Below are 14,905 nucleotides of genomic sequence, written 5' to 3'. Positions count from 1 at the left end.
CAGCGCGCCCTACCACCCGCAGACCAATGGCAAATTGGAGCGCTTCCATCGTTCGCTCAAGGCCGAGGTGCTCAACGGACGCAGCTTCATGGACCTGGCTCAGGCTCAGGACGCCTTCGAGCACTGGCGCAGCGTGTACAACCACGAGCACCCGCACGAGGCGCTGGGCATGCAAACGCCAGCGACGCGCTATCAAGTGAGCCCTCGGGCCCTGCCAGCCGTGCTGGCACCGATCGAATATGGCCCTGATGACCGGGTGCTGACGGTGGGCTGGAACGGTTGGGTGCACTTCCAGGGGCGCAAGCTGCGCCTGTCCAGTGCCTTGCACAGGCTGCCCGTGGCGATGCGGCCGGACCCCAAGGTAGATGGCTGCTTCGACGCCTTCTTCTGCCATCACCGCTTCTTACGGCTGGATCTGCGCAATCCCGCCACCTCAAACTGAGCGCCCAAGGTGTTTCCTATGTCCCCGCACACCTGTTACCCAGGTCCCCGGTCCATACAGCGAAGCAAAGAAAGTGAGTCGCCCGCCGGGGCGAGACCCGGCCCCGGAAAACAAAAAAACGCACCTCCCCCGTGCACACCAAACAGCCATCGCACCAGAACAAGGGTATTCACGGACAGGCTGGCTCCATGTTCGCCCCGGTGCTGGTACTTCCTGGCTGGATGCGATGAGTGCAAAGTCGCTGCGAGATTCACCTACCGGAGAAACCCGATGACCATGTCCCGCCGTCTCCCCCTGCAACTGGCCGTGCTCGCCACCACGCTGGCAGCCTTGTGCGGCAGCGCTTTTGCACAGCAGGCCAAGGAACTCACCTTCGCCCACCAGGACATGCTGGTCCCCCTGCGCCTCGTCATGGAATCGGGCGAGGTCGAGAAAGCCACGGGCTACAAGATCAACTGGCGCATGTTCTCCGGCGGCGGCGACGTGATCCGCGCCATGGCGTCGGGCGACGTGCAGATGGGCGAAACCGGCTCCAGCCCGCTCACGGCCGCGGCCAGCCAGGGGCAGGACATCAAGCTGTTCTGGATATCGGCCGACATCGCCAACGCCGAGGCGCTCATCGCGCGCAACGCGTCGGGCATCAACAGCATGAAGGACCTGGCCGGCAAGAAGGTGGCCACGCCGTTCGTCTCGACCGCGCACTACCAGCTCATGGCCGGCATGAAGATGGACGGCGTCGACCCCAAGAGCGTCAACGTGATGAACATGCGCCCGCCCGAGATCGCGGCGGCCTGGGAGCGCGGCGACATCGACGCCACCTTCATCTGGGACCCGGTGCTCTCCAAGATCAAGGGCACGGGCAAGACCATCGCCACTTCGGGCAGCATCGGCAAGCGCGGCGCGCCCACGTTCGAGGGCATCGTGGTCAACGCCAAGTGGGCCGCCGCCAACGAGCCGTTCATGATCGCCTTCGTGAAGGCGCTCAACCGCGCGAACGAGGAATACAAGGCCAGCGGCAAGAGCTGGACGCCCGACTCGCCACAGACCAAGGCAATGGCCAAGTGGACCAAGGCCGATCCGAAGGACGTCTCGGCCGCGATGTCGCTCTACAGCTTCCCGACCATGGCCGAGCAGGTCTCGCCCACCTGGCTGGGCGGCGGCGCGGCCAAGGCGATGGCGGGCACGGCGGCGTTCCTGAAGGAGCAGGGCCGGGTGCAGGAGGTCAAGCCCGACTACAGCGCCTTCGTGACCACGGCCTACGTCGAGAAAGCCATGGGGAAGTAAGCCGCATGCCCACGCTCGACATCCGCGACCTCACGGTCAACTACGCCGTCAAGGGCGGCACGCTGCAGGCGCTGGCGCCGGTCAACCTCACGATGCGCGACGGCGACTTCGTCGTGGCGCTCGGCGCCTCGGGCTGCGGCAAGACCACGCTGCTCAACAGCATTGCCGGCTTCCTGCCGCCTTCCACCGGCGACATCCTGCTCGACGGCAAGCCCGTGGTCGGCCCCGGCGCCGACCGCGGCGTGGTGTTCCAGAAGCATGCGCTGATGCCCTGGCTCAACGTGCGCGACAACGTGGCGCTGGGCCTGCGCCTGGCCAGCGCCGGCAAGGCCGAGCGCGACCGCGTCGCGGAAGAAAAGCTCGCGCTGGTGGGCCTGCAGCAGTACGCGGACCGCGCGGTGTACGAACTCTCGGGCGGCATGCAGCAGCGCGTGGGCATTGCGCGCGCGCTGGCCAGCGACCCGGCCGTGCTGCTCATGGACGAGCCCATGGGCGCGCTCGACGCGTTCACGCGCGAGCAGGTGCAGGAGATCCTGCTCAAGGCCTGGTCCAAGTCGAACAAGATGGTGTTCTTCATCACGCATTCGGTCGAGGAGGCGCTGTTCCTGGCCACGCGGCTGATCGTGATGAGCCCGAGCCCGGGGCGCATCTCGCACATCTACGACGAGGTTCCGTTCTCGCGCCAGTTCCTGTCGCACGGCGACTCGCGCAAGGTGAAGTCGGAGCCCGAATTCATCCGCATGCGCGAAGAGGTTCTTTCGATCATTCATCATCGCGAGGCTGCCCATGCCTGAGGCCACCATTGCAACGCCCGTCGCCATGACACCGCCCTCCAAGCCCGCCGCACCGCAGCCTACGCCGGCCGGCGCCAAGCTCAAGACCAGCGCCTTCAAGGTGCCGGGCGAGGGCTCGAGCGTGACCATCAGCGTGGTCACGGTGGTGGCGCTGGTCGCGCTGTGGTTCCTGGTGACCAACATGGGCTGGGTCAAGCCGCTGTTCCTGCCGACGCCGCAGGCGGTGTTCCAGCAGTTCTACGAATACCTCACGGGGCAGGCCAACGACAAGCCGCTGTGGCAGCACTTCCTTGCGAGCATGTTCCGCGTGTTCTCGGCCTTCCTGCTGGCCTGCATCACGGCCATTCCGGTGGGCATTGCCATGGGCATGAGCCGCTTCTGGCGCGGCATCTTCGATCCGCCGCTGGAGTTCTACCGGCCGCTGCCGCCGCTGGCCTACCTGCCGCTGATCATCATCTGGTTCGGCATCGACGAGCTGCCCAAGGTGCTGCTGATCTTCCTGAGCTGCTTCGCGCCGCTGGCGCTGGCCGCGCGCTCGGGCATGCGCAGCGCGTCGCAGGAGCAGATCAACGCCGCGTATTCGATGGGCGCGAGCTACATGCAGGTGATCCGGCACGTCATATTGCCGTCGGCGCTGCCCGACATCCTGGTGGGCATGCGCATTGCCATCGGCTTCGGCTGGACCACGCTGGTGGCGGCCGAGATGGTGGCGGCCAACATGGGCCTGGGCCAGATGGTGCTGAACGCGTCGAACTTCCTGCGCACCGACATCGTGATCATGGGCATCATCGTCATCGGCGTGGTGGCCTATCTGTTCGACCTGCTGATGCGGTGGCTCGAGCGGCGCCTGGTACCCTGGAAAGGGCGCATGTAGCAGCAGTAGCCACAGAAGAAGAGGGAGGAGAGGCCAGCACCTGCAGCGCGGGCGGCAGCGGCGGCATCGCGGGCGGATTGCCGTGCCGGGCCATCGACTGCTCCAGGAAGTCGAGCATGGTGCGCATCGCGGCGCTGTTGTGGCGGCGCTGCGAGTAGGCGGCATACAGCCAGTGGTCGCTCGGCATGTGCTCGCGCAGCACCGGCACCAGCGCGCCGCGCTCCAGGTGCGACTGCGCCAGCGGCTCGGGCACGTAGGCCACGCCCGCGCCGCGCAGCGCCAGCTCGATGAGCGCAACGGCGTCGTTGGCCTCCATGCGGCTGTGCACCGGCACCTCGACCGCCTTGCCGCCGGTCTCGAAGGGCAGGTGGGTGGTGGGCTTGGCCGAATAGCTCAGCACGTCGTGGCGGCCCAGGTCTTCGGGCACCGCGGGAATGCCGCGCCGCGCCCAGTAGGCCGGGCTCGCGCAGACCACCATGTCGAAAGGCACCAGCCGGCGCACGATCAGGTTCATGTCGTCGATGCGCCCGCCCGTCAGGTGGATGTCGATGCCTTCCTCGATCAGGTCGAGGTCGTCGTTGGTGAACACCAGGCTCACGTACACGTCGGGGTAGAGCTGGATGAACTCGGCGATCACGTCGGACAGCCAGCCCGCGATCAGCCCGTGCGGCGCGCTCATGCGAAGCCGCCCCTGCGGGTGCGAGCCGTGGGCCTGCAGGTCGTTGAGCGTGTTCTCGGCCATGGCCACCAGCTCGGTGCTGCGGTCGAGCAGCACCTGGCCGGCATCGGTCAGGCTCAGCGAACGGGTGGAGCGGTTGAGCAGGCGCACGCCGCTGCGCGTTTCGAGTTCCGCCACGTAGCGGCTGACCGTGGCTTTCGACATGCCGAGCGAAATGGCCGCGCGGGAGAAGCTGCGCCGGAACGCCACTTCGCGGAATGTTTTGATGAGATCGAGGCCGTCCATGATGGGCGCATTGTTCCAGCATCGGGGGTGGGGCCGCGGGCCGTAGGGGCATCCCCCGTTTTCCCTTCCTAGCGCGTGCGCTGCTTCGCCACGAACTCCGGGGTCACCGCTGCGCCCTGCTTGTTTCCGAATTGCGCGATGACGTAGTTGGCGAGCGCCGCGACCTCGGTGTCCGTATAGGCCTTGCCGAACGCCGGCATGTAGACCTCCTGGTCGCGCACGCGCATCTTCACGCCCTGCAGGATCATCTGCGTGACGTTGGAGCCGTCCGGGTCGTTCACGCCGCGCGTCCCCAGCAGCGACGCGTTGGCGCTCTGCTGGCCTTGTCCGTTCCACTGGTGGCAGCTCGCGCACGCCGCGGCGAAGAGCCGCAGCCCCTGCTCGTGGCCTTCGGCCGTGCTGGTGGCGGGCGCTGCCGCGCTCGCGGCCACGGCCCATGGCGCCTTCGCATCGACTTCGATCGGGTTCTTGCCGGCCTTCGCGGGCACCGTGCGCAGGTAGCTCACGAGCGCCGAGGCGTCCTCCGGCTTCAGGTACTGCAGGCTGTGCTCCACCGCCTCGCCCATCGGCCCCGAGGCCGAGCCGCGGCCCGCTGCGTGGCCGGTCGTCAGGTACGAGGCAATCTCGGCATCGCTCCAGGCGCCGATGCCGTGCTTCGCGTCCGACGTGATGTTGTAGGCGCGCCAGCCCTGGATCGATTCGCCCGCGAGGTTGTTGTCCGCATCCATCGCGAAGGCGAAGTTGCGCGGCGTGTGGCATTCCGCGCAGTGGCCGAGCGCCGTGGCAAGGTACTTGCCCTGGTTCCACGCGGGCGGCTTCGATGCATCGGCCTCGAAGCGGCTGCTCTTGAAGAAGGCCGCGTTCCACAAGCCCATCGCCCAGCGCTGGTTGAACGGAAAGCCCAGGTCGGCCTCCCGGTTCGGCTGGCTCACCTTGGGCAGGCTGAACAGGTAGGCCTTGATCGCAAGCACGTCATTGCGGCTCAGCGCGGTGTACGAGGTGTACGGGAACGCCGGGTACAGGCGTTTTCCGTCCGCGCGCACGCCGTCGTGCAGCGCGCGCACGAAGTCGTCGTCGCTCCATTTGCCGATGCCCGTTTCCGGGTCCGCGGTGATGTTCGACGAGTAGATCGTGCCGAAAGGCAGCACGAAGGGCAGGCCGCCTGCGAAGGGCTGCCCCTTGCCGCCGGGCACGGTGTGGCATGCGATGCAGTCGGCCGCCTTGGTGAGGTATTCGCCGCGCACGAGCAGCGCTGCAGTGCCGGGCGCGCCGGCCAGCACCGGCGCCTCGCCTTCGGACTTGTCGCTGCGGTTCAGGAAGAAATACAGCGCCGCGCCCACGACGAACACCGCCACCAGCAGGTTGAACAGCCGCTTCATGCTGCGCTCCTTGCGCCGAGCCCGGAGGGCCCTGCATTGGCGATCTTCTTCTTCAGCGCCTCCTTGTCCTGCGCCAGCAGCGCGCGGTTCACCGGCAGCGCGCGCAGCCGCACGCCCGTCGCCGCGAAGATCGCGTTGGCCAGCGCCGGCGCGGCGATGGCGGTGCCGACTTCGCCAAGCCCGCCGGGCGCTTCGCCACTCTTCACGGTGTGGACCTCGACCGGCGGCGCCTCGTTAATGCGCAGCATCCGGTAGTCGTGGAAGTTGCTCTGCTCGATGGCCCCCTCGCGCAGCGTGATCTCGCTGAAGAGCGCAGCGCTCAGCCCGAACAGCAGCCCGCCCTGGATCTGCGCCTCGATGGAGCCTGTGTTCACGGCAATGCCGCAATCGACCGCGACCACCGCGCGCCGCATGCGCACTTCGCCCTGCGGCGTGACCTCGGCCTCGACGATGGCGCACACGCGGCTGCCGAAGGCATCGCCCACGGCCACGCCGCGTCCGACGCGCGCCGCCAGCGCGCCCTGGCCCCAGCCGATCTTGCCGGCCGCCAGGTCGAGCACCGCGAGCGTGCGCGGGTTCTTCTTCAGCATGGCGCGCCGGTAGGCCACGGGGTCTTTCTTCGCGCGGTGCGCGAGCTCGTCGATGAAGCTCTCCATCACGAAGAGGTTGTGCGTCGGCCCCACGCCGCGCCACCAGCCGACGTTCAGGCCCGCCGGCATGTCGTGCCGCACCCACTCGACCTTGAGGTTCGGCAGGTCGTAGCAAGGTTCGGCCACGCATTCGATCAGGTCGCTGTCCATGCCGTCCTTGCCCATGAAGGCGGGGGCCCAGCGGCCCAGCACCGTGCCGCCCGCGATGCGGTCGCCGAACCAGAGGATCTGGCCGTCGCCGTCGACCACGGCCGAGATGTCGTCGTGGTACATCGGGCGCACGATGTCGTGGCGGATGTCTTCCTCGCGCGTCCACACCACCTTGAGCGGGTAGGGCACCTGCTTGGCGAAGGCCACGGCCTGCTCGACCGAATCGGTCTCCAGCCGGCGGCCGAAGCCGCCGCCCAGGTACTGGTTGTGCAGCACGACCTCGTCTTCGGCAACGCCCGCGATCTTGGCCGCGGCGCTCACGCAGCGCGTCGGCACCTGCGTGCCGACCCAGATCTCGCACTGGTCGGGCCGCACGTGCACCGTGGTGTTGAGCGGCTCCATCGTGGCGTGGGCCAGCATCGGCAGGTCGTAGGTGGCCTGCACCAGCGTGCCTTCCGGCCGCTTGCCGGTTTCCTTGCCGACGATGGCCTTGTCCTTGGCCAGCGCGTTGGCCAGCGACGCGCGCAGCTGCTGCGTGGTGAGCGCGGCGTTCTGCCCCGGCGTCCACTGCACCTTCAATGCATCGAGGCCGCGCTTCGCGGCCCAGAAATGCTCGCCCACCACGGCCACCGCGTCCTTGATGCGCAGCACGTCGACCACGCCGGGAATCGCCCGCGCCGCCTTGTCGTCCACCGAGGCCAGCACGCCCCCGAGCGTGGGGCAGGCCCTGACCGTGGCCACCTTCATGCCCGGCAGGCGCACGTCGATGCCGAACTGCGTGGAGCCGTCGACCTTGCCGGCCGAATCGACGCGCCGCAGTGGCTGGCCGATCAGCTTGAAATCCTTCGGCTCCTTCAGCGTCACTTTTTCCGGCATCGGAAGCTTTGCGGCCGCACTGGCCAGCGCGCCGAAGCCGAGCTGCCGGTTGGATGCCGCATGGCTCACCACGCCGCGCGCCACCGTGCAGCTCGCGGGGTCGACCTTCCACTGCGCGGCGGCGGCGCTCACCAGCAGCGTGCGCGCCACGGCGCCCGCTTCGCGCAGCACGCCGTAGGTGCCGCGCGTGCTGGTCGAGCCGCCGGTGATCTGGCCGCCGAGCAGCGGCATGCCGTAGAGCGCCTCGCTCGGCGGCGAATGTTCCACGCGCACCTGGTCGAGCTCGACGCCCAGTTCCTCGGCCAGCAGCATCGCCGAGCCGGTGTAGATTGCCTGGCCCATCTCGGCCATCGGCATCACGAGGCGCACGCCGCCGTCGGCATCGATGCGGACAAAGGCATTCGGCGCGAATGCCGGGTTGCCGTCCGCGAGCGCGGCGGCCGCGTCGCCCGGCTGCTGCCTGGGGCTGATCGCGGCAAAGGCCTTGCCCGCGCCGAACCAGGTGAAGGCCAGCGCCAGGCCGCCGGCCTGCAGCGCGCTGCGCCGGCTGATGCCTGCGGCGGGCTTCACGATGCGCTCCTGGCCGGCATGGCAACCACCGACTGCAGCACCTCGGCCTTGCCGGTTGCGGCCTGCTTGATGGCCGCGCGGATCCGCGAGTAGGTACAGCACCGGCAGACGTTGCCCGCCATGGCCAGGTCGATGTCGGCATCGCGCGGGTTGGGCGTGCGCTGGATCAGCGCGGCCGCCGACATGATCTGGCCGGACTGGCAGTAGCCGCACTGCACCACGTCGACGTCGAGCCAGGCTTTCTGGATGCTCTTGCCCGCAGGGGTCTGCGAGACGGCTTCGATGGTGGTGATGGCCTTCTTGCCGATCGAGCCGACCGGCAGCACGCACGAGCGCACGGGCTGGCCGTCGAGGTGCACGGTGCAGGCGCCGCACTGGGCGATGCCGCAACCGAACTTGGTGCCGGTCAGGCCGACGATGTCGCGCAATGCCCAGAGCAGGGGCATGTCCTCGGGCGCGTTGACGGCAACGGACTGGCCGTTGATGTTGAGATCGATCATGGGCCCTGCCTTTTCTCTGGGGTTCGCCGTGGGTGGCAGCGAACCATAGCGCGACTTCGGAAAGCGCGCTTGGCGGGCAGGGCAGCGATCGACCGGGTTGCCCGGACTTCATCGACGGGTGCTCATCGAACGCACCCGAAGGTATTCATCGCCGTGCGGAGACGGCGGCCGAGACCCGCAGGAGCCTCAGGCGGGGGTCGCCTGCGCAGGCGCCTGCAGCGGCGGCGTGCCGGTCTTGAACATGCTTGCGAGCTGCGCGCGCAATTCCGGCGTGTCGGCGTGGCCGTGGACGGCCACGGCGTGCTGGACGGCGGCATCGAGCAGTTCGCTCTCGCTATCGGCGGAGAGCGCGACACTGCAGTTCATCGTGCTTGGAAACTCGCGGCAGTCGATGTATTGGCGTGACATGGTGGCTCCTGGAATGCCCTTTCGGGCGTGATTCGAAGGCCAGGCCGGCCGGCAGGGGCCGGCCGGGGGCTACCCATGCAGGCGTCAAACCGTGTTTCGTCGATGGCCATGTGTATCCCCGCCGCCGGCAGGCGGCCTGCGCGCCCCGTGTCTGCCTATACTGCTTTGGTGGTGAACTTTGGTGGCAAAGGGCCTGCGAGCATCCTGCGTCTCGATGCGTGCAGGCGCCATACGCAGCAATGCGTATGCACCGTGAAAGGGGCATGCCATGACACACCTGATGCGCAACGACCGAGCGGGCGCGCTTCGCCTGCTGGAGCAGCTGGAGTCCGGGCATTCGCCGATGCGGCCCCATGGCGCCGGCAGCAGCGGCCTGCGCACAAGTCCGCGCATCGCCGCCAAGGCACCGGGCCGCAGCGAGTTCCGCCGCGCCGCATGGCAGGCCGACCGCTACCGGCGCGCGGGGCTGGAGCATGCGGTGGCGGTGGCCTTCCTGTACCGGCTCGCCTGCCGCGCCGCGGTTCCGCTGCATGATGTGCCGCTCTCCGATGCCCCGCTGGCCGGCCTCACGCCGCGCGAGGGCGACGTCATGCACTGGCTCTCGCGCGGCAAGACCGACTCCGAGATCGCCGCGCTGCTGGAGATCAGCCCGCGCACCGTCCACAAGCACCTGGAGCATGTGTACGTGAAGCTGGGCGTCGAGACGCGCACGGCGGCCGTGGTGCGCGCGCTTGCCATGGGCAGGGCCTCCTGAGAGGCTGTCTGGCGATCTGCTTGGGGTCGCGTTGTTCGGGGCGGCGCTCCCGCCGACGGGGTACCTTGCTCCGCGAATGTCCTCCGGCCTTCGGCCTCCCCCTTGATTTCGCTGCGCAAGGCACCCCATCGACGTGATCGTTATTCAGAACGGCCGTTGATCGGCCAGCACCGCAGCCGCGCCTCACGGGCACAGGACATCGGGTGCTCCCCGCAGCGAAATAAAGGAGGAGGCCGAAGGCCGGGGGACATTCGCGGAGGGGAGTACCCGGTGTCCTGTGCACGCACCCTGAACTGATGCCCTCAGCGCGAGGCCACCGCCACCGGCGCATCGGTCGGCGATGCGGACCGCCCGATCATCCAGGCGCACGCCGCCGACACCACGCCGGCGAACAGCACGTACATGCAGATCTGCCACGGCTGGCCGCCGCCCGACTTGAGCAGCGCGGTCGCGATGATCGGCGTGATGCCCGAGGCGAAGATGCCCGAGAACTGGTAGACGAAGGAGATGCCGGTGTAGCGCACCTTGGCGTCGAAAAGGTCGCAGAAGAGCGCCGCCTCCGGCCCGTACACCGAGGCATACAGGATGCCGAACGGGATGATGATCGCGAGCCACACCAGGAGCACGTTGCCGCCGCTGTGCGTCATGAGCCAGAAGCCCGGAAACGCCGACACCGCCGTGATCAACGAACCCCACATGTAGACCTTGCCGCGCCCCATCCGGTCGGACAGGCGGCCGAAGAAGGGAATGAAGAAGATCATCACCACGGCCGCGGCCATCACGCCCAGCAGCGCGTCGGTGCGGCTGATCTTGAGCGTGCCGGTCAGGTAGTTGATGGAGAACACGCCGAAGATGTTGAAGAACACCCCGTCGATGTAGCGCGCGCCCATGCCCTTGAGCACGTTGCCCGGATAGCGCCGCAGCATGTCCATGAACGGAATGCGCAGCTCCGCGTTGCGCGCCTTCACGGCCGCGAACTCCGGCGTTTCCTGCACGTGCAGCCGGATGTACATGCCCACGCCCACCATCACGCCGGAAATCAGGAACGCGATGCGCCAGCCCCATGCCAGGAACTGCTCGTCGGTCAGCAGCCACGACAGCAGCGCCACCACGCCCGAGGCCATGCACAGGCCAATGGCCAGCCCGATCTGCGGCAGCGACGCATAGAAGCCGCGCTTGCCCTTGGGCGCGTACTCGTACGCCATCAGCACCGCGCCGCCCCATTCGCCGCCCAGGCCGATGCCCTGCGCCACGCGAAGCAGAAGCAGCAGCAAGGGTGCCGCGATGCCGATCTGCGCATAGGTGGGCACCAGGCCGATCAGGAAGGTGGCCACGCCCATGATCATCAGCGTGATGATTAGCATGCTCTTGCGGCCGATCTTGTCGCCGAAGTGGCCGAAGATCACGCCGCCCAGCGGCCGCGTGACAAAGCCCACGGCAAAGGTGGTGTAGGCCAGCAAGGTCGACACCACCGGGTCGCTGCCCGGGAAGTAGAGCTTGTTGAACACGATGCCGGCCACCACGCCGTACAGGAAGAAGTCGTACCACTCGATGGTGGCGCCCACCAGGGCCGAAGCCACCACCCTGCGAATCGCTTTCTCGTCGCTTGTGCTCATGTCGTTGTCTCCGATGTGGTTGTCGCGGCGGCTGCCGCCCTCACGTCCTCCCTGATCATGTCGACGGCCTTCTCGGCCATCATCACGGCCGGTGCGTTGGTGTTGCCCGACACCAGCGTGGGCATGGCCGAGCAGTCGACCACGCGCAGCCCGGCCACGCCGTGCACGCGAAGGCGCGCATCGACCACCGCGAGCGGGTCGCTGCCCATGCGGCAGGTGCCCGTGGGATGGAAGATGGTGGCGCCGTTGTTGCGGCAGAACTCCAGCAGCTCGGCATCGCTCGCGGCTTCGGGGCCGGGCTTGACCTCGCGCTTCACATAGGGCCGCATCGCGGGCGCCTCTGCGATGGCGCGCGCCGCCTTCACGCCGGCCACGGTGGTGGCGCGGTCGAGCTCGGTGGCCAGGTAGTTGGGCTGCATCTCGGGCGGCTCGGCCGCGTCGAGCGAGCGGATGCGCACGTGCCCGCGCGACTCGGGCCGCAGCTGGCACACCGACATCGTGAAGCCCGAGTACGGATGCACCTTGCCGCCCGCCATGTCGGCCGAGAGCGTGGCCACGTGGAACTGGATGTCGGGCGTGGCGGCCACCGGCCGGCCGTTTGCGTCTTTCAGCGCGCGCATGAAGCAGCCGCCCTGGTTGATGCCCACCGCGAGCGGGCCGGTGCGGCGCATCAGCCATTCCAGGCCCATGCTCGCCTGGCCGAACCAGGAGTTGAGCTGGTCGTTGGTGGTGATGGGCTTGCTGCACTCGTAGCCCAGCCGGATCTGCAGGTGGTCCTGCAGGTTCTCGCCCACGCCCGGCAGCACCTGCACCGGCGCAATGCCCATGCGCTCGAGCAGCGCGCGAGGGCCGATGCCCGAGAGTTGCAGCAGCTGCGGCGACTGGATCGAACCGGCCGACAACAGCACCTCGGCGCGGCAGCGCGCGGTTTTCATCTCGCCGCCCTGGCGATAGGTGACGCCCACGGCGCGCCGGCCGTCGAACACCAGCCGGCTGGCCAGCGCATCGGTCTCGATGCGCAGGTTCGGCCGGTGGCGCGCCGGCACCAGGTAGGCCTTGGCGGTGCTGCAGCGCCAGCCCTTGTGCGTGGTGAGCTGGTAGTAGCCCGCGCCTTCCTGCGCGGCGCCGTTGAAGTCGTCGGTGCGCGGCACGCCGATCTGCTGCGCGCCGCCGATGAAGGCCTCGATGAGTTCGTGCTTCGCCGCAATGTCCGACACCTTCAGCGGCCCGTCGCCGCCATGGAAGGCGTTCGCGCCGCGCTCGTTGCCTTCGCTGCGGATGAAGTAGGGCAGCACCTCGTCGTAGCTCCAGCCGGGGTTGCCGAGCGCGGCCCAGTGGTCGTAGTCCTCGCGCTGGCCGCGGATGTAGATCAGTCCGTTGATCGAGCTCGAGCCGCCCAGCGTCTTGCCGCGGGGCCAGTAGATGCGCCGGCCGTTCATGTGGGGGTCGGGGTCGGTCTCGAAGCGCCAGTTGTAGGTGGGGCTCCACATCGTCTTGCCGTAGCCGATGGGCAGGTGGATCCAGAGCGACCGGTCGACCGGGCCCGCCTCGAGCAGCAGCACGCGCGTGGCCGGGTCTTCGCTCAGCCGGCCGGCCAGCACGCAGCCGGCCGAACCGGCGCCGACGACGATGTAGTCGAACTCTTCATCACGCATGCAGGGCACCCGGGGAGTGGAACAATCGCTTCGCTTGCTTGCATCCTAGGTTATTGTTTTTCGGAACGCAATGTTCCATTTTTAAGGTTTACCCGCATGCCACGTCCCGCGCGCCCCGCAGCCGCCGTGTCTTCGCCACCGCTTTCCGTGCCCGCCGCGGAGGAGCCAGCCTCCGGCTCGTCGGCCGAGCGCAGCCTGCGCCTGCTGGCGCTGCTGGCCAGCGAAGGCCGCGCCCTCACGCTCGCCGACCTGGCCGCGCAGCTGGGGCTGCCCAAGGGCACGGCGCACCGCATCTGCACCCAGCTGCTGGCCACCGGCTTCCTGGCGCGCGACGTGGACGAGCGTTCGTTCAGCGTCGGCCCCGCGCTGCGCAAGCTGGCCTTCGACACCCTGAACCACGGCACGGTGCGCGGCCTGCGGCACGAGGTGCTGTCCGAGCTCGTGCGGCAGGTGGGCGAGACCTGCAACCTCACCACGCTCGACGGCGCCCAGGTGCTGTACCTCGACCGCGTGGAGGCGAAGTGGCCGCTGCGGCTCACGCTCGACGTCGGCTCGCATGTGCCGCTGCACTGCACCGCGAGCGGCAAGCTGTTCCTCGCGCAGATGCCGAAGAAGGAGCGCGACGCGCTGATCGACCGGCTGCCGCTGGCGCGCATGACGGCCAACACGCTCGTCAAGGCCGATGCGCTGCGCACCGAATGCGATGCGATCGCCAGGCGCGGCTATTCGCGCGACTGCGAGGAATTCATCGCGGGCCTGGTGGCCGTGGCGGTGCCGGTGCGCGACGCGGCCGGGCAGGTGCGTGCGGCGCTCGCGGTGCACGCGCCGACCGCGCGCATGTCGATGGAAGAGGCGGTGAAGCGCATCGATGCGCTCAAGGCCGCCGCGCAGCGCATGGGCACGCTGCTCTGAGCGCAGGCCCTTTGGCTTGCGGTGCGACGCCTCAGCGCCACTGCAGCAGCAGCGACCACGGCTGCCAGCTCATGTGGCGGTCGGTGCAGCCCGCCGCGCCGAGGGTGCAGCCGGCGGGCAGGTAGTAGCTGGGATCGAGCGTCCGCGTGCCGGGGGCAAAGTCGAGCCGCCTGCGCGTGACCGACTGCAGCACGTTGCCGCCGATGGTGTCGAAGCCGCGCTCGTCGACCTTCACCACCACGTCGCAGTGCATCGGCAGCGGCTCGCCGCCCGTGGCCCGCGTTGCCAGCACGGCGCCGATCCTTTCGAAGCTGTCGAGTTCCGATGCCGCGCCGCGCGTGTGGCAGGCCAGATCGCCCACGCGCGGCGGCGTGCGCGCGAGGTCGCAGGCGCGCATCGCGTAGCGCGTCTCGTGGCCGGCGGCCTCGGCCGCGCCGGCCTGCCAGGCGGCGCCCGCGTAGTCCGCATGCGCTTCCGAGAACACGAACTCGTCCGCGCCCAGCCCCGCCTGCTGCGCGAGCCAGCTCACGAAGGCCGCCGACCATGGCGTATCGATGGCCGCGACGCGATTGACCGCGGTGGCCATTGCACGCAGCTCGGCCGCATCGAGGCCCTGGTCCGGCCCCACGCCCAGCCCCCGCAGGTGCGAGGCGCTGGCCTCGCTGAGCGCCTGCAGCAGCAGCGTGCGGTCGGCCGGTTGCAGCGCGCCGAAGCGCACCAGCGAAGGCAGCGGGGTGCGGGGCTGCGGCACCGCCTCCCAGTAGCCGAGCACGCGCTGCCACGGCGCGGCGCTTGCGAGCGTGGCGCGCGAATCCTCGGCTTCGGAACGGCCGGATTCGACGAGCCGGCCTTCGGCGTCCATCGCCTGCGCGCCGAAGGCCTCGTGCTCGCGCTGCGCGGCGGCGGCCATTGCCAGGGCGCGCGGGGGCGGCGTCCGCATGGCGGTGTCCAGGCAGGCCGATTCGGCGGCGGCACCTGCCGATGCGAACAGGAGCACCGTGGCCGCCGCAAGCGCGCGTCCCGGTGGCCGAGAAAAGAATGAAGAAGTCAGCATGTCGCGCGCAGCATAGCCAGCGC

General features: G+C 68.9%; 14 protein-coding genes. 6 read left to right on the top strand and 8 right to left on the bottom strand.

Translation table 11 applies throughout. From position 1 onward, the window contains the following. The 4 genes from AC1DMS_RS17110 to AC1DMS_RS17095 all read left to right on the top strand — a co-directional run. The coding region (locus tag AC1DMS_RS17110) for an integrase core domain-containing protein (RefSeq protein WP_478181476.1) at positions 1-442 on the top strand (442 nt) is incomplete at its 5' end. 270 nt (positions 443-712) lie between these two features. Further along, positions 713-1,726: a taurine ABC transporter substrate-binding protein gene (gene tauA / locus AC1DMS_RS17105; protein WP_436311429.1), complete on the top strand. Its 1,014-nt coding sequence runs from the start codon at positions 713-715 to the stop codon at positions 1,724-1,726. 5 nt (positions 1,727-1,731) lie between these two features. After that, the gene (locus AC1DMS_RS17100; protein ID WP_478181475.1) at positions 1,732-2,520 is read left to right on the top strand and encodes a taurine ABC transporter ATP-binding protein; all 789 of its coding nucleotides are present in this window, start codon (positions 1,732-1,734) and stop codon (positions 2,518-2,520) included. Further along, entirely contained in the window at positions 2,513-3,394 is an 882-nt protein-coding gene (locus AC1DMS_RS17095; protein WP_436287891.1) for an ABC transporter permease subunit, read from the top strand. Before AC1DMS_RS17100 ends, AC1DMS_RS17095 begins: the two co-directional genes overlap by 8 nt. Here the strand turns inward: AC1DMS_RS17095 and AC1DMS_RS17090 are convergent. From AC1DMS_RS17090 to AC1DMS_RS17070, 5 genes are all read right to left on the bottom strand, one after another. Further along, positions 3,312-4,358, bottom strand: coding sequence for a LysR family transcriptional regulator (locus tag AC1DMS_RS17090; protein ID WP_412511527.1), 1,047 nt, complete (start codon positions 4,356-4,358; stop codon positions 3,312-3,314). The two genes, AC1DMS_RS17095 and AC1DMS_RS17090, sit on opposite strands and share 83 nt — an antisense overlap. A 68-nt stretch (positions 4,359-4,426) precedes the next feature. Then, positions 4,427-5,737 carry a c-type cytochrome gene (locus AC1DMS_RS17085; RefSeq protein WP_478181474.1) on the bottom strand — a complete coding sequence of 437 codons (1,311 nt, stop codon included), beginning with the start codon at positions 5,735-5,737 and terminating at the stop codon, positions 4,427-4,429. Continuing rightward, positions 5,734-7,983, bottom strand: coding sequence for a xanthine dehydrogenase family protein molybdopterin-binding subunit (locus AC1DMS_RS17080; protein ID WP_478181473.1), 2,250 nt, complete (start codon positions 7,981-7,983; stop codon positions 5,734-5,736). Before AC1DMS_RS17080 ends, AC1DMS_RS17085 begins: the two co-directional genes overlap by 4 nt. Beyond that, positions 7,980-8,483: a (2Fe-2S)-binding protein gene (locus AC1DMS_RS17075; RefSeq protein ID WP_307596378.1), complete on the bottom strand. Its 504-nt coding sequence runs from the start codon at positions 8,481-8,483 to the stop codon at positions 7,980-7,982. Before AC1DMS_RS17075 ends, AC1DMS_RS17080 begins: the two co-directional genes overlap by 4 nt. Positions 8,484-8,669: 186 nt before the next feature. Next, complete coding sequence (locus tag AC1DMS_RS17070) at positions 8,670-8,891, bottom strand: DUF1059 domain-containing protein (RefSeq protein ID WP_018905405.1); 222 nt, start codon at positions 8,889-8,891, stop codon at positions 8,670-8,672. Between the two features lie 280 nt (positions 8,892-9,171). On the opposite strand from AC1DMS_RS17070, the gene AC1DMS_RS17065 reads away from it, so the two are divergent. Beyond that, complete coding sequence (locus AC1DMS_RS17065) at positions 9,172-9,645, top strand: helix-turn-helix transcriptional regulator (protein ID WP_418145825.1); 474 nt, start codon at positions 9,172-9,174, stop codon at positions 9,643-9,645. A gap of 302 nt (positions 9,646-9,947) precedes the next feature. Here the strand turns inward: AC1DMS_RS17065 and AC1DMS_RS17060 are convergent, their stop codons facing one another. Both AC1DMS_RS17060 and AC1DMS_RS17055 read right to left on the bottom strand, forming a co-directional pair. After that, positions 9,948-11,261 (bottom strand): MFS transporter, encoded by a 1,314-nt coding sequence (locus AC1DMS_RS17060; protein ID WP_478181472.1) that lies wholly within the window; start codon positions 11,259-11,261, stop codon positions 9,948-9,950. Next, positions 11,258-12,916, bottom strand: a complete 1,659-nt coding sequence (locus AC1DMS_RS17055) for a GMC family oxidoreductase (protein WP_478181471.1) — start codon at positions 12,914-12,916, stop codon at positions 11,258-11,260. Before AC1DMS_RS17055 ends, AC1DMS_RS17060 begins: the two co-directional genes overlap by 4 nt. A 96-nt stretch (positions 12,917-13,012) precedes the next feature. On the opposite strand from AC1DMS_RS17055, the gene AC1DMS_RS17050 reads away from it, so the two are divergent. After that, complete coding sequence (locus AC1DMS_RS17050; protein WP_478181470.1) at positions 13,013-13,828, top strand: IclR family transcriptional regulator; 816 nt, start codon at positions 13,013-13,015, stop codon at positions 13,826-13,828. Positions 13,829-13,859: 31 nt separating this feature from the next. Here AC1DMS_RS17050 and AC1DMS_RS17045 read toward each other — a convergent pair whose 3' ends face one another. Next, on the bottom strand, positions 13,860-14,882 hold the full coding sequence (locus AC1DMS_RS17045; RefSeq protein WP_478181469.1) for a DUF2272 domain-containing protein: 1,023 nt from the start codon (positions 14,880-14,882) through the stop codon (positions 13,860-13,862). Positions 14,883-14,905 lie beyond the last annotated feature (23 nt).

This window comes from Variovorax sp. 05T418 (assembly GCF_056396385.1).
Note: the sequence above shows the minus strand (reverse complement) of the source record. Positions and strands in the feature narration are given on the sequence as shown.